Source organism: Polaromonas hydrogenivorans, assembly GCF_040105105.1.
Taxonomy (GTDB): Bacteria; Pseudomonadota; Gammaproteobacteria; order Burkholderiales; family Burkholderiaceae_C; genus Polaromonas; species Polaromonas hydrogenivorans.
In genome coordinates this window covers 149,346-175,307 of record NZ_CP157676.1, presented here as the reverse complement: position 1 = coordinate 175,307, position 25,962 = coordinate 149,346, and the positions used below count along the sequence as shown (strand labels likewise).

Genomic DNA, 25,962 nt, shown 5'->3' with positions numbered 1-25,962 from the left:
GCGCCGGATCAACAACGCATTTTCGATCAGGTTTTAGCGTAAGTTTTGCTTACCAGACCACCTAAAAAAGCCAACTCGACATTTCCATGGTGCTATTGGAAACTTGCAGCAAATCAATCGATGGCTAAACACTGCAATGACCACTAAAAAATCTGATCCACAACCCCTTGAAGGTGTCAAGGTAATCGAGTTAACACACCTTATTGCCGGACCGTATTGTGGTCAATTGCTGGCCGAAGAAGGGGCGCAGGTTATCAAGGTCGAGCCGCCCGAAGGCGAGCTGTCTCGGCATCGCGAGCCGATGCGTCACTCCAGCCAGGGAAGCATCTCCGGCTATTTCGGGGCGCTCAATCGAGGCAAGAAGAGCCTCGCGCTCGACCTCAAGAATGCGCAAGGTGTCGAACTTCTGCACGGCTTGCTGGCTTCAACCGACGTGCTGGTCACCAACATGCGGGCGGGCGCACTTGCACGCCTGGGCATCCACCCGGATGAATTGCATGCGCGCTATCCGCGCTTGATCATTGCCTGTATTTCCGGTTTTGGTATCAAGGATGCTGGCGAATACGCCGACCGTGCCGGCCTGGCCATGGTGGCCGAAGCGATGTCCGGTACCACGGGTCTGACCCGGGATCACAACGGTAATCCGGTGTGGTGTGGTTTTGCCATGGGCGACATCCTGGCTGGGATGTCGACGCATGCGGCGATCCTGCTTGCCTTGCGCAACCAGGAGCGCTACGGCAAAGGCAGGATTCTTGATATGAGCCTGGTCGAGTGCGCCTTGCCCATGGTGTCTGTGGCACTGGCCCGCGATCAGTCGGCCAGCGCTGAACTCAAGGCATTCGCCGGTTCCAATGATTTCCACGGGGTTCCTTATGGCGCATTCCCTGCAGTCGACGGCTACGTCAATATTGGTGTTAACCGCGATGACTTTTGGAAGCGCCTGTGCAACGCCATGGACCAGCCCGAACTCGGCGACGATCCGAGGTATGCGGCCTACGCCGAGCGCGCCAAGCGGCAGCACGAAGTGTTCGACATCACCGAGGCCTTCACCAAGAAGCACACCCGTGCCGAAATTGAAGCCAAGCTTGGCGCAGTCGACGTGCCGGTTGCGGGGATCCTCAGCATGGAAGAAGTGATCCAGGACGAATACATGCGCAAGCGCGGTGCATTCCGAACCGTCGACGACGGCATCGGCGGCACCATGACCCTGCCGGCTGACCCGTCGCGGTTTGAGCCTGCTCCCGGCACCTCGCGTGTACCGGTACTTGGGGAGCACCGCGAAGAGGTGCTCAGGTCCAAGTTGGGCCTCAATGCCGAGCAGATCGCAAAGCTCGTGCAAGCAGGGGCATTCGGCAAGGTAAAGCCTATGGCAGCAGTCGCTCATTAGTCGAAGACGCGACACGTTAGTAATTTCTCGAATTTTGACAACCCGGGGCCAAGCCTCCACTAAAAGGTAGATTGAAAATGACGACTCAAAACCAAGATGCATCTGAGAAGGTTACGCTCGACGAAGTTCTGCAGGCGACTCAGGCGGTCACCAAACGCTTCGGCGACGAGTATTTCACGAAGATGGACAAGGTAGAAGGCTACCCCCACGAGTACATCAAGGCATTGATGGACGCCGGCCTGCACACCGTGATGATCCCTGCCAAATACGGTGGCATGGGTCTGGGTTTGCGCGAGGCCTGCGTGATTGTGGAGGAGATGCACCGCTCCGGCGGCATAGGCTCAATGATTCACGGCCAGATGTTCATGATGGGCATTCTGGCGCGTCATGGCTCGGATGATCAAAAGCGCAAGATTCTCGAGGAAGTGGTGGCAGGCCGTGTGCGCCTGCAGTCCTTCTCGCTCACCGAGCCCAACGCCGGCACCGACACCTCAGCCATGACCACCAAGGGCGTAAAGGAAGGCAACGAGTGGGTCATCACCGGCCAGAAGCTCTGGACATCGCGCTTCGACCACACCGATGCGTTCATGGTGTTTGCCCGCACCAGCCCTCCGAAGGACCCGGCCAAGGCTTACCAGGGAATTTCCGCCTTCCTGGTCGACAAGCGTCAGGTCGATCCCAAGCAGTACACCAGCCGCAAGATCGACGTGATGTTCAACCATCACACGTATGAAGTGTTCTACGACGGGATGCGGATTCCCGAGAGTTCGCTGATTGGCGAGGAGGGCAAGGGTTTCAAGTACCTGATGGATGGTCTCAATGCCGAGCGCATCATCATCGCGTCCGAAGCCATTGGCGACGGCCGCTGGTTCGTCGAGAAAGCGGTCAACTACGCCAAGGAGCGTGTGCTTTTCGGACGGCCGATCGGCGCCAACCAGGGGGTGCAATTTCCTATCGCGCTTGGCTACGCACATCTCGAAGCTGCCGATGCACTGCGCTGGAAAGCGGCCGAGAAGTTCGACCGTAACGAGCCTTGCGGGGGCGAAGCCAACATTGCCAAGATGCTGGCCGCCGATGCATCGTGGGAACTCGCCAACGTGTGCATGCAAACACACGGCGGGTTCGGCCTGGCCCGCGAATACCATATCGAGCGCAAGTTCCGCGACACCCGCGTCTTTCAGATCGCGCCGATCTCGCCCAACATGGTGCTGAACTACGTCAGCCAGCACGTCCTCGGCCTGCCTCGTTCTTACTAAGCCGCGGGTATAACACCATGGATCCCCTCTACTTCGAAGACTACAACGAGGAATGGTCGTACGAGACCGAGTCGCGCACCATCAGGGAAGAGGACATTCGTGCTTATGTCGAGCTTTGCGGCTTCCTGACCCCGACATTCACCGACAAGGCGTATGTCGAAGGGTCCAAGGACTACGGGGGCCGCATGTCGCCTGGCCTGCTGGTCCTGAGCATGGCCGAAGGCCTGGTTCTCAAGGCCGGCCTGACCAGGAAGCGGGGCATCTTCCTGATGGAGCTTTCGCCTCAGTTCAAGCATCCCGTTTTTGCAGGCGATTCGATCGTGAACCGGGTTCGTTTGCATTCGAAGCGCCTGACCAGCAAGCCGGACCGCGGGGTCGTCGTGACCTCGCATGAGGTTGTCACGGACAAGGGTGAGATTGCGATCACCTATTTGTCCACTCGGATGATACGTACCCGGCAGTTTGTCGAATAACTAAGCCAAGCCTGCATCTTCCGGGCTCGACAAAACACACTGAGAAACACACCATGAGCCAATCACTGCCATTGCCTGTTGCCAACGCTGATTCTTTGCCTTACTGGAACGCGGCGCGCGAGCGTCGCCTGGTCATCCGCAAGTGCAAGGAATGCGGGGAATTGCACTTCATGCCTCGCCATCTGTGCCCGGCCTGCTGGTCAGATCAACTCGAATGGGTGGATGTCAAGGGTACCGGGACGGTTCACAGCTTTTCCGTGATTCGACGCGCATCCGACCCGGCATTTGCACACCTGGTGCCGTATGTCACCGCGTTGATTGACCTCGATGAGGGGCCGCGCATGATGACCAACGTCCTGGGTGACGACGCCCTGTCGGTCAGGATCGGCGATCGCGTGACGTTGACGTTCGAGGACCGTGGCGACGGTGCCTTGCTTCCCCAGTTTGTCCGTGCATCCGCTGAAGGTCGAGCATGAAATCTCCCGCATCACTCAGGAACAAAGTAGCCATCGTTGGCGTTGGCGAGTCCGACATCGGCCGCGTACCGCACATGACGGGCCTGGGCCTCAATGCCCAAGCGGCCAAGCGTGCCCTCAACGACGCAGGCCTCAAGATCTCGGACATCGACGGGCTGCTGACGGCCTATTCCTTCACCGAGCCCTACTTCATGCTGGGATCCGTGATGTGCGAATACCTGGGTCTCAAGCCAAGGTACAACGCCTCCATGGTGGTGGGCGGTGCCAGCCCGGCCGTGATGCTCAAGCATGCTGCCGAAGCCATTGCATCCGGCCAGGCCGAAACCATCCTCGTTTGCGCCGGTGAGAACCGCGCTACCGGACAGACACGTGACGCTGCCATGGCCGCTTTGCTGGCGGTAGGCCATCCTTACTTCGAGCAGCCCTACGGCGGATCGATTCCCGGCTACTACGGCATGATCGCCCAGCGCCACATGCACGTCTACGGAACCACGCGCGAGCAGATGGCCACGTTGGCTGTCCAGACCCGAGAGCACGCCTTGCTGCATCCCAATGCGCACATGAAGACGCCGCTGACGGTCGAGCAGGTGCTGTCGGCCAAACCGATCGCAGACCCGCTGGGCATGCTGGACTGCTGCCTGCTCTCGGACGCCGGCGGCGCGTTCATCGTGACTTCGGCCGAGCGTGCGCGCGACCTCAAGTCCAAGCCCATCTACCTGCAGGGTATCGGCGAATACCACACCCATGAGCATCTGATGTGTGCGCCCAGCCTGACCGAATTCGGCGCCACCGAGTCGGGCCGCGTCGCCTACGAGATGGCAGGACTGGGCCCGAAGGACATGGACTTTGCCGAACTGTACGACTGCTTCAGCATCGTGCCCATGATCGAACTCGAAGAGCTCGGTTTCTGTGGCCGTGGTGAAAGCGGCCCCTTCGTGGCCGAAGGCAACACCCGCATCGGCGGCAAGCTGCCGATCAACACCCATGGCGGCATGCTGTCACACGCCCATGCAGGGGCAGCCGGTGGCTTGTTCGGCATCGTCGAAGCCGTTCGCCAGTTGCGCGGTGGCCTGGGCGCGCGCCAGGTCGAGGGCGCCGAGGTGGCCCTGGTGCACAACGAAGGCGGCATCTTGTCGTCCCACTGCACCTTGATTCTCGCGAACAACAAGGGCTAAGACAGGCCCTTATCAATCGCTACCTTTCCAACAACAACCTGAATAAATACAGCTATGACAATGACCTTGAATGCTGCACCGCGCGGACTCTACTTCGATGACTTTGAGATCGGCCAGGAGATCGTGACCTCAGCGCGCACCATCACCCTGACGGACATCGTCAACTTCGCCTGCCTGTCGGGCGACTTCAACGAAGTGCACACCAACTTTGAGTATTGCAAGACGACAGCAGCGGGCGAGCCGATCGCCCATGGCCCGCTGGTGTACGCCGTAGCGGCCGGCCTGCAGTACGCGACCGGGGTCAACGACGGAACCCTGCTCGCCCTGCTGCAGATCGATGGGTGGAAGATGCTCAGCTCCGTGAAGCACGGGGACACGATACGGCTCCATTCCCGCGTGTTGGAGAAGAAGGAGTCCAGCAAGGGTGACCGGGGTGTCGTGACGTTCCTGCGCCAGATCATCAAGCACGACGGCACGACCGCGCAGGAGATGACGGCGAAGTACCTGTATCGCCGGCGCCCCAAGGCCTGACTCTCTACTTCCCCGTGCATCGGCACGATGCCGGGGTCTGGATGACCCGATTGGTTGGTTCAGCTCGCAACACAAAGCAGCTGCAACGCCACAGTTCTTGGGTCGCATGAAAAGTCTTCAAGGATGGCTGCACGCTGAAACATCCTTGGTGAAACGCTAAAAACGAAAGTCCTGTATGTCAACGCACCGGCCTCATTGCCCCATCGACGACCTTCCGGCCAGGTCTGCGCCTGCCCTGGACCTGCTCGCCGGAGTGAAGGTTCTCGATCTCACCACGTCGGTCGCCGGCCCCTACGCCGGGCAACTGCTCGCTGACATGGGAGCGACCGTGGTGAAGGTGGAAAAGCCCAAGGGGGGCGACGATGCCCGCGCTTGGGGCCCTCCCTTCCTGCACGGCGAGTCGCTCTGGTTCATGAGCGTCAACCGCGGCAAGCACAGTGTCACGCTGGACATCGGTTGCCCGCAAGGCCAGGAAATCCTGCACAAGCTGGTGGCGCAGTGTGACGTCATCCTGCTCAACATCGTCGGGCGTGTCCAGCGCAAGCTGGGCCTGGACGCGGCAACGCTTCGCGCGCTGAATCCACGGCTCATCCATCTCTCGCTCACCGGTTTCGGGCTGCACGGGGACAGGGCCGATCTGCCTTGCTACGACCTGATTGCCGAGGGCTATTCCGGTGTGATGGACCTCACAGGCGAGCTGGACGCCCCGGCGCAAAAAGTGGGAACTCCGGCGGCCGACATGCTGGCCGGGCACGATGCCGCCATGGCAGTCACTGCTGCGCTGTTTCGCCGCCAGCGCGAGGGCGTGGGCTGCGACATCGATGTCTCGATGGTGGAGTCGATGTCCCGGTTCATGGCGCCGCGCCTGATGCCTTATCTGGGCTCGGGCGAGCTCAGCCGCAGATCGGGCGGGCGCGACAGCGTGATTGCCATCTACCAGGTGTTTGAGACGGCCGACGATCCGATGACGCTGGGCCTGGGCAACGATGCGATATGGAAGCGGTTCTGGGAGGCCGTGGGCCGCCCCGAGATGTCCGCCAGCCAAGCGTATGCGAGCAATGCCCAGCGCCGCACCGCCCGCCCAGAGCTGGTGGAAATCATTGCCGAGGTCCTGCGCGCGCAGCCGCGCAGTCACTGGCTGGAGCTGTTCACACAAGCACGCGTTCCTGCGGGCCCCATCCAGCGCCTTGATGAGGTGGCCAGCGATCGGGCGCTTCACGCGGCAGGATTCATCTACCGCACCGAAGGGCCCGATGGCCCGATTCCCCAGGTCGGACTCGGCATACGGTTCGACGGCAGTACCGAAGGCACCGCCATGCCGCCACCCAAGCTCGGCGCGCATACGGAGTCGATCCTGGGCGCGTGGCTGGGATGCGAATCGACCCAAATTGAGCAACTTCGCGCTCAGCGCGTCGTTTAACAACGCGTCATTTATCAGCACGTCATTTCAAAGGAGACATTCATGCAGTACGAAGAAATTATCTACAGCGAAGACGGCCCGATCGCCACCATCACGCTCAACCGGCCGGACGACGGCAACATGTTCACGCCCAAGATGTGTCACGAGATCCGCGACTGCATCAACGAGATTCGCCGCGAGACGCGCACGCGCGTGGTGGTGCTGACCGGTGCGGGCGACAAGTTCTTCTGCATCGGCGGGCGCAAGGAAGGGATGGAAGATACGCAGCTGTACGCGGGCGTGCTGCCGACGCTGGAGATGTACGAGAGCCTCGACAAGCTGCAAAAGCCGGTCATCGCGTCCGTGAACGGTTTCGCCGTGGGCGGCGGGAACGTGCTGCAAGTCGTCTGCGACATCACGATTGCCAAGGAAAGCGCGGTGTTTCGCCAGGTCGGCCCCATGATGGGCAGTTTCGATGCCGGCTACGGTACCTGGTATCTGGAAGACCTGATCGGCAAGAAGCGCGCCAAGGAAATGTGGTTTCGCAACCCCAAACTCACCGCACGCGAAGCACAGGAATGGGGACTGATCAATCAAGTGGTGCCCGATGCCCAATTGCAGGAGGCCACCCGGAAGATGGCGCTGGAGATCGCAGACCGTGGCCCGTTTGCCCTGGCCGCCATCAAGGGCGCCTTCAACGCCCGCCATGGCGGTGTCGCGGGCTTGTCGCGCGTGACCCATGATCTGCTGCTTCGCGGTTATCTGGAGACCGAGGAGCACGACGAACTCGCCAAGGCTTTTGCCGAGCGTCGCAGTCCCGACGCGTCGCGCTTCGGCCACTGATTGATTCACACCCGGGGTTTCAAGCCATGTCTCACCTTCTCACCTTGCACGATCCGGCCGCCGCCAGGGAGCACTACCTGTCCGGCGTCTGGCAGACCGATACGCTGTACTCGCTGGCGCGCAGGCATGCGACGGAACGGGCTAACGCCTATGCGGTGCGCGACAGCGCCAGGCGGCTGACCTGGAGCGCGCTCGTCGCCTGGGTCGACGCCGTGGCTGCGGACCTGCACGATGCGGGCCTGCGCCCGGGCGACCGCGTGTCGATCTGGCTGCCCAACCGCCTCGAAGCCGTCGTCGTGCTGCTGGCCTGCTCGCGCAACGGGTATGTCTGCAACCCGTCGCTGCACCAGAACTACACGGTCGACGAAGTCGCAGCGCTGCTCTCGCGCATCGAATGCCGCGCGCTGTTCGCGCAGCCCGGCTGGGGGGCAGACGCCGCAGCGGCCGACATCTTCGCGCGTGCTGCCGAGCTCGGCTCCATGAAGCGGGTCTACGCGCTGCCCGGGCTGCGAACGCCCGATGCCGACATGCCGCCGGGCACGCACCCGATGCCGATGCCCGCGCAGCACCCGCGCGCCGCGCTGCCTGCGCCCAGCACGCATGCGGACCAGATCGTCTACCTGGCGTTCACCAGCGGCACGACCGGAACGCCCAAGGGCGTGATGCACAGCGACAACACGCTGCTGGCCAACGGCCGCGCAATGGTGGCGGACTGGCGCCAGGACCACAGCACGGTGCTGCTTACGCTCAGCCCGATGAGTCACCACATTGGCACGGTCGCGCTGGAGCAGGTGCTGGTGGCGGGCTGCGAACTGGTGATGCACGATCCTTCTGCGGGCGCCCTGGCGCTCGACTGGATCGAGACCACGGGCGCGACCTATGTCATGGGCGTGCCGACGCATGCCATGGACTTGTTGCATGAAGTGGACAAACGTGGGCTGACCAAGCTGGGCAAGGTTCGCGATTTCTATATGGCCGGCGCGCCGATCCCCACCGAAACGGCCCGGCGTCTGTTATCGCTGGGTGCGAAACCACAAAATGTTTACGGAATGACGGAGTGCGGCTCGCACCAGTACACCCAACCGACCGATTCCGTGGAAGTGATCACCGGCACCTGCGGCAAGTCATGCACGGGCTATGAAGTGCGCTTGTGGGACCAGGAAAACGCAGATATACAGGTCAAGGCCGGCGAGATCGGGGAGATCGGCGGTCGTGGCGGGCTCTTGATGCTGGGCTACTTCAGCAACCAGACAGCGACCGAATCCTCGTTCAACGGCAGCGGCTGGTTTCTCAGCGGCGACCTCGGGCGCTTGGACGAAGCGGGCAATCTGCAGATCGTCGGGCGCAAGAAGGATTTGATCATCCGCGGCGGGCACAACATTCATCCTGCGCACATTGAGGAGTACGCCCATCGGCATCCTTCTGTGAAAAAGGCCGCTGCCTTCGGCGTGCCCGATGAACGGCTGGGCGAGAAGGTGTGCCTGGCCATCATCAGTGGCGACCAGCCTCCGACCAGCGATGACGTCCTGCAGCACCTGGCGCGTGAAGGTCTGTCCAGGTTCGACATGCCCGAATACTTCGCGGTACTGCCTGAGTTTCCGCTGACTGCCAGTGGCAAGATTTTGAAACGCGAACTGGCGCAATGGGTGCGCACGGGTCGCCTGCAAATTCAACCGGTGCGCTTTCGCGCAGCTTAAAGATGATTGAACTTCAACACGACGAGGAATTCGCTGTCCTCACCATCCGCAGGCCGTCGGCCTTGAACGCCCTGAGCTTCGAGCTGATCGGCCAGATCGGTCAGTGCATCGGTCAAGCGGGGCGCTCGTCCGCCCGCGCCTTGATCATCACCGGCGAAGGCGCAAAGTCTTTTTGCGCCGGCGCGGACATCAAGGAATTGCAAAACCGCAGCCTAGCAGCGCAGCGCGAAGGCGCCGAACTCGGCCAGGCGGTGTTTGCGCTGCTGGACCGGCTGCCGATTCCTTCGATCGCACTGGTCAATGGATTTGCATTCGGCGGCGGTTGCGAACTGGCGCTCGCTTGCACCTTGCGGCTGGCGCTGCCCAACGCCAAGTTCGGCCTGCCGGAGGTCAAGCTCGGACTCATCCCGGGCTACGGCGGCACGCAGCGCCTTCCGCGCCTCGTCGGCGTGGGCCGCGCCCTGGAAATGGTCATGACCGGGCGCACCGTCGGTGCCGAAGAAGCGCTGTCGATGGGCCTGGTCAACCGGATCGTGCAAACGCCCGCCCTGGACGCGGCCAAGGCGTACGCGCGTGAATTCTCCGGCCACGGGCTTCGCGCGCTCCAGTTCGCGCGGGAAGCGGTCCAGCGGTCGGTCGATCTGCCGCTCAGCGAAGGGCTCAGGATGGAGGCCGATCTGTCCACCCTGGCCTACCGAACCCGCGATGCCGAGGAGGGCATGCAGGCTTTCGTTGACAAACGCAAACCGGATTTTAAAGATGAGTGAAATGCCTTCAAAGGAGAAGACCGATATGACACGAAACTGCATTGTGGTGACGGGTGCGAGCAAAGGCATCGGTGCTGCCATCGCGCGGGCGCTGGCCGAGCAAGGGCACCATGTGGCGTGCCTGTCGCGCTCCGGAGGGCTGCCTGCGGGCGGCGGCGTAGCTCCTGAAGTGGCTGCGCGCTGGCTGGCCTGCAACGCCGATGTCACCCGACCCGAGACGCTGGCTGTCGCGTTCAAGGGCTTGGTGGCCGACGGATGGAAGATCGTCGGACTGGTCAACAACGCGGGGATGCACATCGATGCGGCCTCGGCCGACGTCTCGCTGGAGCAGTGGAACCAGGTTATGAACACCAATGCCACCTCGGTCGTCACCGCCTGTCAGGCGGCCTATCCCCACCTGGTCGCCGCTGGCGGCGGGATGATCGTCAACATCGGCTCGTTCTTCGACAAGCTCGGCGTCAAGCGCAACCTGGCCTACTGCGCGAGCAAGGCGGCTGTGGGCGCCATCACGCGGGTGCTGGCGGCGGAGTGGGCCGGCAAGGGCATACGCGCCATCAACGTCGCGCCCGGCTACATCATGACCGACCTCAACGGCGACGTGATGGAGGCCGGCGGTCCCCTGCGCGCGTATCTGGACAAGCGCATTCCGGGCCGCGAGCCGGGCACGGCGGCCGACGTGGGCGAACTGGTGGCGGCCCTGTACTCGCCCGCTGGCCGCTTCATCAATGGTGAAACCATCTACATCGATGGTGGCCAAGGCATCGCACACTGAAGGACCTCACAAATGAACATCCTGCAACGACTCGATTCCCGCATAGAACTGGACGACGAAGAGCGCATGCTGCTCGACAGCGTGCGCGCCCTGTGCCGTGACCGCATTGCGCCACGTGCCGAGCATTTCGACCGCACCGCCGAATTCCCCTGGGAGCACGTCAAGGCGATCAATGAAATCGGCCTGAACGCGATGTTCATCCCCGAGGCGTATGAAGGCGCCCAGATGTCGTACACCGCCTACCTGGCGTGCGTGCGGGAGCTCAGCCAGGCCTGCGCGGCCACCGGCATCATCTGGGCCACCAACTACCACAGCATGAAGCCCCTCATCGACTGGGGGACGGAGGAACAAAAGCAGCGCCTGCTGCCGCGGATCGCCCAAGGCGGCCTGGGCGCACTGGCCATCACCGAGCCGGGGGCGGGTTCGGACGCCACCGGCATGCGAACCTCGTTTCGCGAGGAGGGCGACGAGATCGTCATCAACGGCGGCAAGACCTTCATCACCAACGGCGACGTGGCCGAGCTGTACCTGCTGTTCGGCAAATGGGAAGGCATCTTGGGTGCCAAGGAAAGCATCTCGGTGCTGGTGCTCGAGAAGGGCACGCCGGGACTGTCGGTGGTGCGGCTCGAGGACAAGATGGGCACCCGGGCGTCGAGCACGGCGACCCTTGCCTTTGACAACTGCCGCGTGCCGCGCGCCAACCTGCTGGGCCATCCCGGCGACGGCCTGAAGATCCTGTTCGCCTCGCTGAACAAGTCCCGCCCCAGCGTCGCAGCGCACGCGCTCGGGATTGCGCGCGGCGCTTTCGAGGACGCCGTCGCCTACATCAACGAGCGCAAGCAATCGGGCAAGCGCATTCTGGAGTTCCAGGGCATCCAGTTCATGGTGGCTGACCTGGCTTCCGAGATCGCCCTGGTCGAGAGCTACCTGTGGCAGATCGGCAGGCTCGTCGACGCCGGTGCGACCGACTTCGGCATCGAAGCTTCGCTGCTCAAGATGCGCGCGAGCGATCTGGCCATGCGCGCTGCGACCGATGCGGTGCAGCTGCTCGGCGGCTATGGGTACTGCAAGGACTTTCGCGTGGAGCGGCTGATGCGCGACGCCAAGATCACGCAAATCTGGGAGGGGACCAACCAGGTCCACCGCCAGCTCATCGGCCGCAGTTTCCTGCAGCGCTGAACCATCAAGGAGAAACATCATGAGTGAGATCAAGACCATCGGGGTGTGCGGCGCCGGCACCATGGGCGCCGGCATCGCCATCGTCTGCGCGCGCGCGGGCTTTCGCACGCGCGTGTTCGACCTGAACCAAGCGGCGCTGGACCGTGCGCGCGGCCAGACCGAAGCGTTCCTGCGCAAGAGCGTGGAGCGCGGCAAGTTAGCCGCCGACAAGCTGCCCGAGATCATGAGCCAGTGGAGCGGCTCCACGGACCTGGCCGACTTCGCCGATTGCGACCTGGTGATCGAAGCGGTGTTCGAAAGCCTGCCCGTCAAGCACGACCTGTTCGGCAAGCTGGACAAGATCTGCGCGCCGCGGACGATCTTTGCGAGCAACACGTCCACGATCAGCATCACGGAGATCGCCGGCGGCTCGGGCCGCCCCGACCGCTTCGTCGGCATGCACTTTTGCCTGCCCGCGCAGCTGATGAAGCTGGTGGAGATGTCGCCGGGCCTCACGACGAGCGAGGAAACCTTCTCGCGGGCCTGGTCGGTGTGCGAGGCGCTCGGCCAAAAGCCCGTGCGCACCCAGGACACGCCCGGCTTCGTGCTGAATTACTTCCTGATCCCGTTCAACAACGATGCGATCCGGCTGGTCGAGCAAGGCGTCGCCGAGCCGGCAGACATCGACCTGGCGATCAAGACGGCCATGGGCTACGCCATGGGCCCGATGGAGCTGCTCGACCTGGTCGGCATGGACACGCAAAAGCTGCTGTGCGAAGCGATGCACGGCGTCACGAACGAGCCGCGCGCGGCTTGTCCCCCTCTTGTGAAGCGCATGATCGCGGCCGGCTGGCTGGGCAAGAAGACTGGCCGCGGCCTGCTGCGTTACGCAGACAGCAAAATGTTCGGAGCATGATTGACATGACTACTTCCACTTACACCATCGTAAAGGCGGGCGAGAGCCGCTCGTTCCCCGCATCCCACGCGTTCGTCGAGCAAGCTGCTGCCCAGGGCGCCTCGCGGGTCTTTATCGGCCAGGAGGCCGGCAGCGCTTTTGCCGCGGCCGGCGAACTCGGTGCCTGCCCGTTCGTCGCGATTGAGCTGGGCCAAGAGTGCCTGGGTGTGCACACCGCAGAAGCGCGTGGCCACGAAGGCTCCAACGTGGTCGGATTCGCCAGGTTTCGCCTGGGCCGCGCCGACCCTACGGCCCTGGTCGAACTGGTTCGCCAGCCGCAGACGAGTGATGCCGCCATCGCAGCTGCGCGCGCCGCCTTTGAAGCCGCAGGCCTGAAGGTGGCGGTCTGCGCAGACTTCCCCGGGCGCATCGTCGATCGCCTGATCCGCCCGTATCTCAATGCCGCTTTGCGGCGGCTGGACGAGCAACTCGCGAGCGCCGAGGACATGGACAAGACCTTGTGTCTGGGACTGGGCTATCCCGAGGGGCCGATCTCGCTGCTCGAGCGCACCGGGCTGGCCGAACACCATGACGTGACCCTGGCGCTTTACCAGGCGCTCGGACAAGAGGCTTATGCCCCGGCGCGGCGTGCGCAAGTGGCCAAGGCCCGCACAGGTCGTTGAAAGCGTGTCAAGGTGCCGATTTGGCCAACACACTTGGCCAACATGCCTTGACTGTCAATTAGCAATACAAAGTTGGAAAAAATGAAAATCCTGGTCCCCGTCAAGCGCGTCGTCGATTACAACGTCAAAGTCCGCGTCAAGAGCGACGGCAGCGGCGTCGATATCGCCAATGTCAAGATGAGCATGAATCCGTTCGACGAGATCGCCATCGAGGAAGCCGTGCGGCTCAAGGAAAAGGGCGTGGCGACGGAAGTCATCGCCGTGTCCTGCGGCGTGCTGCAGTGCCAGGAAACGCTGCGCACGGCCATGGCCATTGGCGCCGACCGCGCCATCCTGGTCGAGACGACAGAAGAGCTGCAGCCGCTGGCCGTGGCCAAGCTTTTGAAAGCCCTGGTCGACAAGGAGCAACCCCAGCTCGTCATCCTGGGCAAGCAGGCGATTGATGACGACTGCAACCAGACCGGCCAGATGCTCGCCGCGCTGCTGGGCTGGGGGCAAGCCACGTTTGCCTCCAAGGTCGAGGTCGAAGGCCGCCTGGTCAAGGTGACGCGCGAGGTCGATGGCGGGCTGGAAACGCTGTCGCTCACGCTGCCGGCGATCATCACGACCGACCTGCGGCTCAATGAGCCGCGCTACGTGACGCTGCCCAACATCATGAAGGCCAAGAAAAAGCCGCTGGAAAACGTCAAGCCCGCCGACCTGGGCGTCGATGTCGCCCCGCGCATCAGGACGCTCAAGGTCAGCGAGCCTGCAAAGCGCAGCGCCGGCATCCGGGTATCTGATGTGGCCGTGCTGGTGGACAAGCTCAGGAACGAAGCCAAAGTCATCTAACCCAGAAGCAGAACAACGGAGCCCACACACCATGACCTCTTTAGTCATTGCAGAACACGACCACGCCAGCATCCGCCCGGCGACCCTGAACACCGTGACCGCTGCCAGCCAGTGCGGCGGCGAAGTGCATGTGCTGGTGGCCGGCAAGGATGCTGCCGCCGCAGCGCAAGCGGCCAGCCAGATTTCCGGCGTCACCAAAGTCATTCATGTCGAGGGCGAACACTTCGCCCACGGGCTGGCCGAGAACATGGCTGGTCAGGTGCTGGCCATAGCCAGCGCCTACAGCCACCTCCTGTTTCCGGCCACCGCGTCGGGCAAGAACATCGCCCCGCGCGTGGCCGCGCTGCTCGACGTGGCGCAGATCTCGGACATCACCAAGGTCGATAGCCTGGATACCTTCGAGCGCCCGATCTACGCGGGCAACGCGATTGCCATCGTGCAGAGCCTGGATGCCACCAAGGTCATCACCGTTCGCACGACCGGCTTTGATGCGGCCGCTGCCACCGGCGGCGCGGCAAGCATTGAAACCCTGAACGGCGTGGCCGACAGCGGCAAGTCCTCATTCCTCGGCTCGGAGATCGCCAAAAGCGACCGGCCCGAACTGACGGCGGCCAGGATCATCGTCTCGGGCGGTCGCGCGCTGGGCTCGAGCGAGAAGTTCCATCAAGTGCTGGAACCCCTGGCCGACAAGCTCGGCGCCGCCCTGGGCGCCTCCCGCGCGGCGGTCGATGCCGGTTACGCCCCGAACGACTGGCAGGTCGGCCAGACCGGCAAGATCGTCGCGCCCCAGCTGTACGTGGCCGTGGGCATTTCGGGCGCCATCCAGCACCTGGCCGGCATGAAGGACAGCAAAGTCATCGTGGCGATCAACAAGGACGGCGAAGCGCCGATCTTCAGCGTCGCCGACTACGGGCTGGAGGCCGATCTGTTCACGGCCGTGCCCGAGCTGGTGCAGGCCTTGTAGTCATGGCGCTGCTGCGGGAATGCCTGCGGGGAGTGCGAACTCTGCATGGCGAGAACATGCCGCCGCCGCTGTGCATGCGCAGTACGGTCAGTGAACCAGGGTTCAATTCGGGACGCATCATGCAAACACGCACACCACTGCCGGGCACGCCGCAGCCCATGCATGTTTGGAAAGGCTACCGAGGGGTCGCTCTTGCAGGGGATTCCTGGGGTGATCCCAAAGGTCCGCTGGTGCTGCTCCTGCACGGTTTGGGCCAGACGCGCCATGCCTGGCGCTTTACCGGACAACTGCTCGGTAAGGCGGGATACCACGCGGTCGCATTCGATGCCAGAGGCCACGGCGATTCCGACTGGGCGCCAGACGGGGACTATACGCGAGAGTCCATGGTTTGCGACCTCTGCTGTTTGGTTCAAGCGCTGGGCGGCAAACGCCCAATTTTGCTCGGTGCGTCGATGGGCGGCGCCACAAGCCTCGTTGCGGTGGGAGAGCGTTACATCGATGCCAGCGCGCTGATTCTTGTCGACATTGTCCCGACCACGGAGTCAGAGGGAGTCGCGAGGATCAAAAGCTTCATGAAGCAGAACGCCGAAGGGTTTGTGTCTCTGGAGCATGTTGCCGAAACGGTCAACCGCTACCGTCCGCCCACCAGGGGCTCAGGCAACTTGGCAGGGTTGGCCAAGAATGTGCGACTGGGTGCCGATGGCAAATACCATTGGCACTGGGATCCTTTGCTCATGGCGAGGCTGCCGGTGCCCAAAGATCGCCTTGTCGAAAGCGCTCGTCGCCTGAGCCTGCCTACCTTGCTGGTTCGAGGCGGGCACTCGGACGTGGTCAGCGAACAGGGTGTGAGTGACTTCCTGGCCTTATGCCCCCACAGCGAATACATCAATGTGGCGGGTGCCGGTCACATGGTAGCGGGTGATCGGAACGATACTTTTGGCGAGGCAGCACTTGATTTTCTCCAGCGCAAGGTGCCTGCTGCAGCGTACTGATCGGCGCTTCAGGTCTGCCGGAGCAAGAAAGTCACTGCGGGCTATCTTCCAGTTCCATGCTGACGGCCAATTCTTTGACGATCTCGATGAATTGATTTAGCGCAGGTTCGGTCGTCCCTTTGATCCAGCCGAGTTCAAATGTTGTTTTGTAGCTGATGTCTTTCAATTTCACAACGACGACACCCTCGGGGTAGGTAAAGTGTTTTCCTATCATCGTCACGCCTATGCCAACGCCAACGGATACCAGATTGAGCTGTGTTGCAATGGTAGCGACCTCTTGAACGACATGGGGTTCGAAGCCCTCCTTTTGGCATAAAGTGAAAAGCTGGCCGTAGCTCGGGCTGACGCTTGAGCGCGGCACGACCACGAAGTGTTCGTTGGCCAGATCCACGAGCGATAAGGATTTTCTTTTTGCCAACGGATGGTCGTGTGGCATCGCAACGCCGAGTCCGCCGTATTGAATCAGGAAATGGTCAAATGCCTTCGCTCCTTCTGGGAGGATCTGGGCTTGTGCTTTCTTGTGGGCAGTCCCCGTTTGTGGACTAAAGTGCATGAAGCCTGCATGTATCTTGCCGTCGACGATCGCCTTGTGCTGCTCTAAACTGACAATTTCCGACAGTGAGAGTGTGACTTCCGGGTATCGTTCAATAAATCTCTTGATGGACGCGCGGAATATCGGGTGCAGCAACGTCAGCGAGCCGTAGCCGATATTCAAGGCGCCGCTTTTTCCCTCTCCCACGCGCTTTGCCATGATCAGGGCCTGGTTGAGATCGCTCATGATGGTTTGCAGGCGCGGCAAGAGCGTTTGCCCCGCCGCTGTCAGCTTCACCCGGTGAGGCAAGCGGTCGAAAAGGGAGACACCCAACTCGTTTTCAAGGTCGGCAACGATCTGTGAAATCGCAGGGCGGGTGACGTGCATGCGATCAGAGGCGCGACCAAAGTGCTCCTCTTCCGCAGCCGCGATAAAGTAGCGTAAATGTCTGAGTTCCATGGCTTTGCAAAAAGTCTAGCGTGCAGATGGGTTCATGGCCGTACAGATAGGCAGATAGCGTCGACCAAGTCTGCCGAATCTGCCAGTTTGTCAACTGACCACAAAATATCGAGTGCTTGACGGGCGGTTTCTGGACCGCCTAAGGGCGCGTAAAGCTCGATGAATTTGCCTTCCAGCTCAGCATCAGAGAGCGGGTTTTTCGCATGCCCCTTAGGATTTTGCTGGAGATGCTGCAATACACGTCCGTCCCGGGAGTGAAAAGTGATATGAGTCTGTGCGGAGGCAGGAAAAGCTTGCGTCAGATCGGGAGAACTCGATACACGGATTTTGTCCATCAGTACCTTGATCCTCGGGTCCTGCAGCCTGTCGTCGCCATAAGCGTCTGAGGTCAACCGTCCATCGAGCAAGGCTACGGCAATGGTGTACGGCAGGCTGTGATCGGCCGTTTCACGGGTGCTGGGAGCCCAACGTTGTGGGTCACTGCCCATGACGCGAAACGCTGCCTCATAAGTTTCCACATGGATGTCCGCAATGTCATCGAGCGCTACTGATTCTCGCAGTTTGAGGACAGCTTCTATGGCTGATTGCCCGTGGTAGCACACCGGATGGAATTTAAGATGCGTACCGACGATGAGTGAATCTGGGCCTGCACCGACTTGCCATTCAAATGGCCCGACGATTTCATTCAGACCCCCCTTGGCATCGACGGGACCGGTTGGGCCTGAAATGTCCTCGTTGGCCAGAAGTGCCGCAAAGACCCCGTTTTTCGATCCGTTAGGGCCCGCGCAGCCTTTCCAGTCTGAGAGGTTGCCGCAGCGGACGTTGTAGAGGTGCAGATTGGATGCTAAAGCCAGAGACAGCGCGTTGGCGGTTTGTTCCTGGCTCAATTTGAGCAGCTTGGCCACGCCTGCCGCGGTGCCGACCACCGCACAGGTGGCTTGGTCCAGCCCATGGGATTGCAGCGCAACCGAATCGCACAATCCGCAGTACACCTCGTAAGCTACCACGATGGATTCAATCAATGCGCTACCTGCCAGTCGGTGGGCTTCGGCCACTGCGACCAGGGCGCCGATCATGTCGCTGGGATGCCCGGCAGTCTTACCCAGGTAAGTGTCGCTGTAGTCGAGATAACGCAGCATGGTGCCGTTGGTGAACGCGGCCATCTCGATAGATGTCCGGGCGCCGCTCCCCCAGATACGCGCCGACGGTGTGCCGCTATAGCGCTCGGCGAATGCGCGAATGCCAGCGCAAAATGGCTCGGGGTAAGCCGCAGCTGCGCAGGCCACGCTATCGATCAGCCGACGTTTGCTCTCGTGTACAGCCTGTGGTGAGAGGCGGCTGACGTCGGTCTCCAAAACGTACCGCGCCAGCTTTTGTATCGTCTTGTCCATCAGGCGGTTACCAAAGTAATGGAGCTGGCGAGAACCCGAATAGTTTGGGCCGCATGACCACTGCCGTCATTCATAAGCGCGGCAAGGTCAGAGGCGATGTCGTTTGGTGTGGGCATTTGTGAGCTTTCCTGTAACCAGAGTGTTCTAAAGGCAGTGTCCGTGCTGGCCAGAGAAATGTCGAGTAGCAATTACTGCTAAAGCGGTAAGTTTAGCTAACCAAATTATGAAACTGATTTTAAAAAACCGGTAAGTAAAACTTACCTTTGGGTGGAATAAAGTCAACTGGACTGTATGCGGAGCCAATACGACACTTCAGATCCATTCTCATTTTGTGGAACTCGCAATGGATCTTGCATATTTGCTCGCTGGTAACGCAGTCTCTCGAAACTTCACTGACTTGTCCACGCAGACGGTCGACGCCACGGTGAGCGGACTGATCGACAGTTTGGCCTGTGCGCTTGCTGGAACCAATTCACACGGATTGGAACAGGCCCGTGCCGCGCTCTCGCGATGGGGCAGCAACGGCTGCAGCGTATGGGGCGGCTTCGGCCGCGCGCCAGCACCGTTCGCGGCCTTCCTCAATGCCGTCAGCATGCACGCGCTTGACTACGATGACACGGACGACAAGGTGCCGCTGCACGCCTACGGCATGGTACTGCCGGGCCTGTTGGCAGATGTGGAAGAGAATCGTCCCGACTGCGATGGCCGCGAATTCCTTACGGCTATGGCCGTGGGCGTGGACGGCGCGATGCGAATCGGCCGCGCTGGCGGGCCCAAGGGTTCGCGTGGCTGGAATTACAGTGTGATCAGCGGCTCCACAGGGGCGGTGCTTGCGATCGCCCGCCTGCGCCGCTGGAACACCGAAACCACCGTTGATGCATTGGGCCACCAGCTGACGCAGACCGCAGGAAGCCTGCAGTCGATCATCGACGGAAGCCTCGCCAAGCGTTTCCAGCCAGCCATGATGGTCAAAAACGTGCTGATGTCAGCCGCGCTTGCGCACGCCGGGATCGACGGCCCTCGCAACGTCTACGAAGGCAAGGCCGGCTTCATCAACCTCTACCAGGACGGGGTGTTCGACCGTGAAGCTCTGCCGCGGGGCCTGGAACAATGCGCACTCGTTGAGGACCTCAGCCTCAAGCCCTATCCCGCCTGCAGGTTCACCCATGCGCCGATCGATCTGTCGTTGCAATTACATCAGAGCGGCATCAGACCCCAGGACGTCAAACACATCCGCATCCGCGTGAGCGGTCAGGCAGTCAACATGGTGGGTCGCAAGTTCGACCATCGGACGGCCGGCATTGTCGATGCGCAGTTCAGCATTGCATACACGGTAGCTGTCGGCCTCGAACGTGGCAGCGTTCTGATCCGCGATTTCACCGAGGAGACGATCCGCGACCCCGTTGTGGGAGCGTTTGCGGCCGAGAAGATCAGCATCGAGGCCGATGAGTCTTTGCCGTTGCTGGGCATGGTTCCGGTCACCTTCGAGGTAGAGCTGGGCAATGGGCAGCGCCTTGAATTGACAGCCCGGGATGTCTCCGGCAGTCCGGAAAAGCGCATGACGGCCGCACAACTTCGCGACAAAGTCGTCGATTGCCTGGGCTACGGCAAGTCGCGGGTTGATGCCGACGAACTAATAGCGACTGTGAACGGACTGCGTGATGGCAAGCCAGTCGCGACGGTACTAAGACTACTGGCCTGAACAGGCGAGCGAGCCACAGCCCAAGCCCATCAAGTCAAGGACACCCATGAAAAGACGTACATTTATTTATAGCACCACCGCTCTTATCGCCTGCATGCCTCTGTGTTCGGCTGCCCTGGCGCAGGAAGCTTTTCCCAGCAAGCCGATCCGGTTCGTCATCCCGAGCGCGCCCGGCAGCGTGAGTGACGCGGTTGCCCGCGTGTACAGCGAGCGTATGTCGAAGATCCTGAAACAGCCAGTGATGATCGAGAACATGCCCGGCGCTGGGACGCTGCTGACCGTACGCAATGTCCTCAAGTCGCCGGCCGATGGTTACTCGCTGACCGTTTCAGCCAACACCATCGTGACCCTGCCCTATGTGGACAAGAGCGCAGGCTACAACCCCGGCGATTTCACCGGCATCTCCAATCTCGCCAAGTCGCCGATGGCGCTGGTGGTCAGCAGCCAGTCGCCGTTCAAGACACTTGCCGAACTCGTCGCTGCAGCGAAGAAGGCACCTGGCACCCTCACCTTTGCGTCGGTGGGCGTCGGGACCACGTCCCACTTGCCCGTCGAGCTGTTTGCCCAGAGCGCTGGCATCAAGTTGCTACTGATTCCCTACAAGGGCATTCCCCTGGCCATTCCGGACGTTGTGGCGGAACGGGTCACGCTGATGATGGGAACTTCCCCCTCGGTCGGAGAAATGATCAAGGCCGGCAAGATGCGGGCGCTGGCGGTCACCTCCCCCACGCGTTCACCGTGGTTCCCCAACACCCCGAGTTTCGCAGAACTGGGATACGAAGAAGCGACCTACGAACTCTTTTTGGGCCTCATGGGGCCTGCCAAGATGCCGCCTGCGGTCCGCAAGATGCTGGCGGATGCCGCAGAAGAAGCCAAGAGGGATCCCGAAGTACGCAAGCGGCTCGAGGCACTGGGGCAGGAGCTTCCCACCCAGGCCACGCCTGAGCAGTTCAACACCTTTTTGCACCGTGAGGAAGAGAAGATGAAGAAGGTGGTCAAGGAAGCGAACATCCAGGTCACTCCGAACTGAGGTGCCCGTGCTGATGCCGTCATCATCAATTGCGTTTAAGGGCACGGGCGAGGTCCAGGCTGCCCTGGGCCGTGGCGATGTCCAGATACGCCGCTGGCGGCTTCCTCTGCGCTAACGCTGATCCAGAGTGAATGCGTGATCCGGTATGGGGATTGCGAATCATGGTCCCTGATTCTGAATGGTTTTGCGTGAATTTTCATTGGTTTGCGCATCGGGTGCTGGTTTAGGCCAGCGTATCTTTTGCCCAGGATCAAGTGGGTGAATTTAATCAAGTAAGAGAGACAAGTATGAAAAAAAAGACGATGGTGTTGTCGATGGCAGCCGCCTTTGCATTGCCTGCCATGGCGCAGAGCAGCGTCACTTTGTATGGCATTGCCGATATGGCCGTGACGCGCGTCAGCGACAAGAATGGGGTGGGATCCACGGAGGTCAATAGCGGCAACTTGAACACTTCCCGCTTCGGTTTGCGCGGCAGCGAGGATCTCGGTGGCGGGTTGAATGCGATTTTCAACCTCGAGTCCAGCATCTCCATGGATACCGGTGTGGGTGGTTCATCCACTGCATTCTGGAACCGCGCGGCATGGGTTGGGCTTTCCTCGAAGACGATGGGTCGGTTGACCATGGGCTTCCAGCGTCCCGTGATTTATGACCTGCTCGGACCGCTAAGCCACACGCCGCCATTTGGCTCCCCAGCCGCGAGGATCGACGGTGCTGCGATCGCTGGCTCGGCGCTGGAGCGGTTCGACAACACGATCGGTACCAAACGCTTCGCCAACTCCGTCAAATACAGCACCCCCGACATGGCCGGCTTCAAGGTGCATGGTTTCGTCGCCATGGGTGAGGTGGCCGGCGCATCGTCTTCCTCGGGCAGGACGGTCGATGTGGGCATTGGATACAAGCGTGGACCCCTCGACGCAGGCTTGTCTTACCTGAAGACGAAATGCAGCGGGGTGTCAGGCTGCACCGCGACGACGCAAGACGATACCGTCCTCGGTCTGGGCGCAGGCTACAACTTCGGTCCGGCGACTCTTCGAGCCATCTACACCAGGCAAGAAAACGCCAAGACCGCTCGTGGCAACGATGCGGACACTATGTCTGTTGCTGTCATCGTTCCCATGAACGCCTGGCAATTCGCCGCAGGCTACCAGCAGCTGAACGACAAGACCGCCTTGAACCAAGATGTGAAGCAGGTCAACCTGTCCGCGGTCTATGACCTCAGCAAGCGTACTGCGCTGTATGGCATCTATGCCCATCAGTCGGTGGATAACGGCGGCAAGGCTGGCATCTCTTTCCTGTCCGGAAAGGACTCGCAGAACCAGCTCAGCCTGGGCCTGCGTCATTTCTTCTAAGGCGTGATGCCCGTTTGAAGACCAGGTCTGGCGGACTTGGTTTTTGCTATCAAAGCTTGGGATCTTGATATTGAGTGACCGATATTTGGGTGCGCCCAGGTGCTCTAACGTGGATTCCAAGCTTCTGACTGCCTCAGGATTCGATGTTCTCCAAGGGGTGCGGGGCTCGCTCTGCACCAATTTTCCAGTGCCACTGGTGCTGGATTTGGGGTGGTTGTCCTCTTGATGACCACCCCATTTTTTTTCTTCGATGAACCGCCATTGACTTCGAATGGTGGTGCGTTGCTGATGTCAGGATTTTTTCGGGACGTGCCGGCGTGACAGTTTTTGAGTTGGGTTCAGATTTGTTCTGAATTTTCAGATTCAGGGTCCCAGATCGTGGGTGCCGTGAATGGTTGCCGGTCGATGGTCGGCCGGGTACTTTTGGATAGGAGCGTATTGTGGTGAATCGGATTCAAAGAGTGGGAGTGGTGGGCGCTGGCGCAATGGGGCGTGGTATCGCCCAGGTGTGCGCGTCCGGCGGTTTGATCGTGAAGTTGTATGACAGTTCTCAGGAAGCTGTGTCCCGGGGCATTCAGGCCGTGCGCGACGATCTGGCACAAGCTGTTGCCAAGTCGAAAATGTCGCAGGCGCAAGCGGATGAGGCGTTGAGTCGCATACACGCGGTCAACGACCTGAAGGCGCTCTGCGACTGCGACTTGGTGGTCGAGGCGATCGTCGAGCAGCTCGAGCCCAAACAACGCTTGTTTCGTGAGCTCGAAAGCATCCTTGCACCAGGAAGCATCCTTGCGACCAATACCTCCTCGCTGAGCGTGACGGCGATTGCCTCAGTGTGCGAACTGCCTAGTCGCGTGGCGGGCTGGCATTTCTTCAACCCGGTTCCACGCATGAAGCTGGTCGAGGTCATTCAAGCACCTCGGACTGCACTGGAAGTCGTGCAGGAACTGGTCGCCCTGTCAAAAAAAGTCGGCCACCGAGCGGTCGTGACATCGGACTCGCCGGGCTTCGTGGTCAACCACGCGGGTCGCGCATATGTCACGGAGGGGCTCAAACTGCTGGCTGAGCGTACTGCTGAACATCATGTTTTGGACGCCATTTTGAGAATTTGCGCGGGCATTCGCATGGGGCCCTTGGAACTGCTGGACCTGACGGGTCTGGACGTTTCGGTTCCGGTCATGGAGTCGATTCATTCGCAGTATTACGGTGACGACCGCTACCGGCCCGTCACGCTGGCCCGAACACGCTTGCACGCCGGTCTGCTGGGTCGCAAGTCGGGTCAGGGCTTCTACGATTATTCGGCTAAAGGCGTTACACCAAAAAGCGAATCCGAACAGCCGCTGCCCTCGATTGAAACCACGCTGTGGTGGCCCACGCAGGGTCCCGCGTCCTTGCCCGATTCGATAGCCGCTCTGCTGCCTGCTGACAAGCGCCGCTCCAGTCCCGCCGAGGCGGACGTCATCATGGTTGCACCGATTGGGCAGGATCTGTCTTCCACCATTGTGGCACTCGGGCTCGACGGCGCTAAAGCGATCGCGGTTGATCCGATCTTTGGCAGTGCTGCCGGAGTGACGCTCATGGTTTGTCCCGCAACAGCGGCAGAAACCGTCGAGGCAGCCAGAAGGTTGTTCACTTCCAGGTCGGTTCCGACATTCGTAATTTCGGATTCTCCCGGCTTCGTTGCACCGCGTGTCGTGGCGTGCATTGTCAACCTCGCATGCGAGATGGCGCAGCAAGGTATTTCCTCGCCAGACGACATTGACTCCGCCGTCAGACTGGCGCTGGGCTACCCGTCGGGGCCTTTCGAATGGGGGGACCGGCTGGGTGCCAGGCTAGTGCTGGAAATCATGCAGGGGCTCTATTCCACGTTCGGTGACCAGCGATATCGTCCCGCCCCCTGGTTGATACGTCGAGCCCGGCTGGGTCTTTCCCTGTCTGCCGCGGACCGGAAAGTCTGACTACCCATCAAGCTGTACTTCAACAGGAATTCAGACATGACTCAACAAGCTTTCATCTGCGACGCCATTCGCACCCCCTTTGGCCGCTACGGCGGCGCACTGAGCAGCGTTCGCACCGACGACCTCGGGGCCATTCCCATCCGGGCGCTGATGGCGCGCAACCCGGGCGTGGACTGGCAGGCGGTCACCGACGTGATCTACGGCTGCGCCAACCAGGCCGGCGAAGACAACCGCAACGTCGCGCGCATGAGCAGCCTGCTCGCCGGCCTGCCGGTCGAAGTGCCCGGCTCGACCGTGAACCGCCTGTGCGGCTCCAGCCTGGACGCCATCGGCACGGCCGCGCGCGCCATCAAGTCGGGCGAAGCCGGCCTGATGATCGCCGGCGGTGTCGAGAGCATGAGCCGCGCCCCGTTCGTCATGCCCAAAGCCGAGAGCGCCTTCAGCCGCGCTAATGCGGTGTACGACACGACGATTGGCTGGCGCTTCGTCAACCAGCTGATGAAAGCGCAGTACGGCGTGGACTCGATGCCCGAGACCGCCGAGAACGTGGCAACCGATTTCGGCATCGAGCGCGAAGCGCAAGACCGCATGGCCATGAACAGCCAGCTGCGCGCTGTGGCCGCGCAACAAGCCGGCCACTTGGCGCGCGAGATCATCGAGGTGCGCATTCCCCAGAAAAAGGGCGACGCCATTGTGGTGGACACCGACGAGCACCTGCGCGCCACCAGCCTGGAGGCGCTCGCCCGGCTCAAGGGCGTGGTCCGGCCCGACGGCACGGTCACGGCCGGCAACGCCAGCGGCGTGAATGACGGCGCCTGCGCGCTGCTGCTGGCCGACGAGGCCACTGCGGCGAAAAACGGGTTGACGCCGCGTGCCCGCGTGGTTGCCATGGCCACGGCCGGCGTGGCGCCGCGCATCATGGGCTTTGGCCCGGCGCCAGCGACGCAAAAAGTCCTGGCCCTGGCGGGCTTGACCCTGGGACAGATGGACGTGATCGAGCTCAACGAAGCGTTTGCGGCGCAGGGCCTGGCCGTGCTGCGCGCGCTGGGCTTGCGAGACGACGACGAGCGCGTCAACGCCTGGGGCGGCGCCATTGCGCTGGGCCACCCGCTGGGCGCTTCGGGTGCGCGGCTGGCGACCACGGCGGTGAACCGGCTGCATGCCACGGGCGGGCGCTATGCGCTGTGCACCATGTGCATTGGCGTGGGGCAGGGTATTGCGGTGATCCTGGAACGGGTGTGAGAC

24 protein-coding genes are annotated in these 25,962 nt (G+C 61.5%); 22 read left to right on the top strand and 2 right to left on the bottom strand.

The features are described 5' to 3' along the window. Positions 1-136 precede the first annotated feature (136 nt). The 17 genes from ABLV49_RS21675 (at position 137) to ABLV49_RS21595 (ending at position 16,299) form a co-directional block, all read left to right on the top strand. On the top strand, positions 137-1,387 hold the full coding sequence (locus ABLV49_RS21675; RefSeq protein ID WP_349282408.1) for a CaiB/BaiF CoA transferase family protein: 1,251 nt from the start codon (positions 137-139) through the stop codon (positions 1,385-1,387). A gap of 77 nt (positions 1,388-1,464) precedes the next feature. Further along, the gene (locus tag ABLV49_RS21670) at positions 1,465-2,643 is read left to right on the top strand and encodes an acyl-CoA dehydrogenase family protein (RefSeq protein ID WP_349282406.1); all 1,179 of its coding nucleotides are present in this window, start codon (positions 1,465-1,467) and stop codon (positions 2,641-2,643) included. Positions 2,644-2,660: 17 nt separating this feature from the next. Then, positions 2,661-3,116: a MaoC family dehydratase gene (locus ABLV49_RS21665; RefSeq protein ID WP_349282404.1), complete on the top strand. Its 456-nt coding sequence runs from the start codon at positions 2,661-2,663 to the stop codon at positions 3,114-3,116. Positions 3,117-3,169: 53 nt separating this feature from the next. Continuing rightward, complete coding sequence (locus tag ABLV49_RS21660; RefSeq protein WP_349282402.1) at positions 3,170-3,592, top strand: Zn-ribbon domain-containing OB-fold protein; 423 nt, start codon at positions 3,170-3,172, stop codon at positions 3,590-3,592. Further along, positions 3,589-4,767 (top strand): thiolase C-terminal domain-containing protein, encoded by a 1,179-nt coding sequence (locus ABLV49_RS21655; protein ID WP_349282400.1) that lies wholly within the window; start codon positions 3,589-3,591, stop codon positions 4,765-4,767. The genes ABLV49_RS21660 and ABLV49_RS21655 overlap by 4 nt, the downstream gene beginning before the upstream one ends. Before the next feature lie 60 nt (positions 4,768-4,827). Beyond that, positions 4,828-5,298: a MaoC/PaaZ C-terminal domain-containing protein gene (locus ABLV49_RS21650; RefSeq protein ID WP_349282448.1), complete on the top strand. Its 471-nt coding sequence runs from the start codon at positions 4,828-4,830 to the stop codon at positions 5,296-5,298. A gap of 175 nt (positions 5,299-5,473) precedes the next feature. Further along, complete coding sequence (locus ABLV49_RS21645; protein ID WP_349282399.1) at positions 5,474-6,718, top strand: CaiB/BaiF CoA transferase family protein; 1,245 nt, start codon at positions 5,474-5,476, stop codon at positions 6,716-6,718. A 42-nt stretch (positions 6,719-6,760) separates the two neighbouring features. Continuing rightward, the gene (locus tag ABLV49_RS21640; protein WP_349282397.1) at positions 6,761-7,540 is read left to right on the top strand and encodes an enoyl-CoA hydratase-related protein; all 780 of its coding nucleotides are present in this window, start codon (positions 6,761-6,763) and stop codon (positions 7,538-7,540) included. A 26-nt stretch (positions 7,541-7,566) separates the two neighbouring features. Continuing rightward, positions 7,567-9,237, top strand: coding sequence for a class I adenylate-forming enzyme family protein (locus ABLV49_RS21635; protein ID WP_349282395.1), 1,671 nt, complete (start codon positions 7,567-7,569; stop codon positions 9,235-9,237). A 2-nt stretch (positions 9,238-9,239) separates the two neighbouring features. Next, positions 9,240-10,004: an enoyl-CoA hydratase/isomerase family protein gene (locus ABLV49_RS21630; protein ID WP_349282394.1), complete on the top strand. Its 765-nt coding sequence runs from the start codon at positions 9,240-9,242 to the stop codon at positions 10,002-10,004. A 25-nt stretch (positions 10,005-10,029) separates the two neighbouring features. After that, the gene (locus tag ABLV49_RS21625; RefSeq protein WP_349282392.1) at positions 10,030-10,776 is read left to right on the top strand and encodes an SDR family NAD(P)-dependent oxidoreductase; all 747 of its coding nucleotides are present in this window, start codon (positions 10,030-10,032) and stop codon (positions 10,774-10,776) included. A gap of 12 nt (positions 10,777-10,788) precedes the next feature. After that, positions 10,789-11,955, top strand: a complete 1,167-nt coding sequence (locus tag ABLV49_RS21620) for an acyl-CoA dehydrogenase family protein (protein WP_349282390.1) — start codon at positions 10,789-10,791, stop codon at positions 11,953-11,955. A gap of 19 nt (positions 11,956-11,974) precedes the next feature. Then, positions 11,975-12,850 carry a 3-hydroxyacyl-CoA dehydrogenase family protein gene (locus tag ABLV49_RS21615; protein WP_349282388.1) on the top strand — a complete coding sequence of 292 codons (876 nt, stop codon included), beginning with the start codon at positions 11,975-11,977 and terminating at the stop codon, positions 12,848-12,850. 5 nt (positions 12,851-12,855) lie between these two features. Further along, positions 12,856-13,512, top strand: a complete 657-nt coding sequence (locus tag ABLV49_RS21610; protein WP_349282386.1) for a 3-hydroxyacyl-CoA dehydrogenase family protein — start codon at positions 12,856-12,858, stop codon at positions 13,510-13,512. An 81-nt stretch (positions 13,513-13,593) separates the two neighbouring features. Continuing rightward, positions 13,594-14,343: an electron transfer flavoprotein subunit beta/FixA family protein gene (locus ABLV49_RS21605; RefSeq protein ID WP_349282384.1), complete on the top strand. Its 750-nt coding sequence runs from the start codon at positions 13,594-13,596 to the stop codon at positions 14,341-14,343. Positions 14,344-14,374: 31 nt separating this feature from the next. Beyond that, a complete protein-coding gene (locus ABLV49_RS21600) occupies positions 14,375-15,307 on the top strand; it encodes an electron transfer flavoprotein subunit alpha/FixB family protein (RefSeq protein ID WP_349282382.1) in 933 nt (310 codons plus the stop codon). Between the two features lie 2 nt (positions 15,308-15,309). After that, entirely contained in the window at positions 15,310-16,299 is a 990-nt protein-coding gene (locus ABLV49_RS21595) for an alpha/beta fold hydrolase (RefSeq protein WP_349282380.1), read from the top strand. A gap of 31 nt (positions 16,300-16,330) precedes the next feature. Here ABLV49_RS21595 and ABLV49_RS21590 read toward each other — a convergent pair whose 3' ends face one another. Together ABLV49_RS21590 and ABLV49_RS21585 are read right to left on the bottom strand one after the other, a co-directional pair. Beyond that, positions 16,331-17,290, bottom strand: coding sequence for a LysR substrate-binding domain-containing protein (locus tag ABLV49_RS21590; protein ID WP_349282379.1), 960 nt, complete (start codon positions 17,288-17,290; stop codon positions 16,331-16,333). Between the two features lie 32 nt (positions 17,291-17,322). After that, positions 17,323-18,681 (bottom strand): MmgE/PrpD family protein, encoded by a 1,359-nt coding sequence (locus ABLV49_RS21585; RefSeq protein ID WP_349282377.1) that lies wholly within the window; start codon positions 18,679-18,681, stop codon positions 17,323-17,325. Positions 18,682-19,024: 343 nt separating this feature from the next. On the opposite strand from ABLV49_RS21585, the gene ABLV49_RS21580 reads away from it, so the two are divergent. From ABLV49_RS21580 to pcaF, 5 genes are all read left to right on the top strand, one after another. Then, entirely contained in the window at positions 19,025-20,383 is a 1,359-nt protein-coding gene (locus ABLV49_RS21580) for an MmgE/PrpD family protein (protein ID WP_349282375.1), read from the top strand. Positions 20,384-20,429: 46 nt separating this feature from the next. Continuing rightward, positions 20,430-21,413, top strand: coding sequence for a Bug family tripartite tricarboxylate transporter substrate binding protein (locus ABLV49_RS21575; RefSeq protein WP_349282373.1), 984 nt, complete (start codon positions 20,430-20,432; stop codon positions 21,411-21,413). A gap of 287 nt (positions 21,414-21,700) precedes the next feature. Further along, entirely contained in the window at positions 21,701-22,762 is a 1,062-nt protein-coding gene (locus ABLV49_RS21570) for a porin (protein WP_349282371.1), read from the top strand. Between the two features lie 452 nt (positions 22,763-23,214). Further along, positions 23,215-24,717 carry a 3-hydroxyacyl-CoA dehydrogenase gene (locus tag ABLV49_RS21565; RefSeq protein ID WP_432280032.1) on the top strand — a complete coding sequence of 501 codons (1,503 nt, stop codon included), beginning with the start codon at positions 23,215-23,217 and terminating at the stop codon, positions 24,715-24,717. Between the two features lie 36 nt (positions 24,718-24,753). Continuing rightward, on the top strand, positions 24,754-25,959 hold the full coding sequence (gene pcaF / locus ABLV49_RS21560) for a 3-oxoadipyl-CoA thiolase (RefSeq protein WP_349282368.1): 1,206 nt from the start codon (positions 24,754-24,756) through the stop codon (positions 25,957-25,959). The last annotated feature ends 3 nt before the right edge of the window (positions 25,960-25,962 follow it).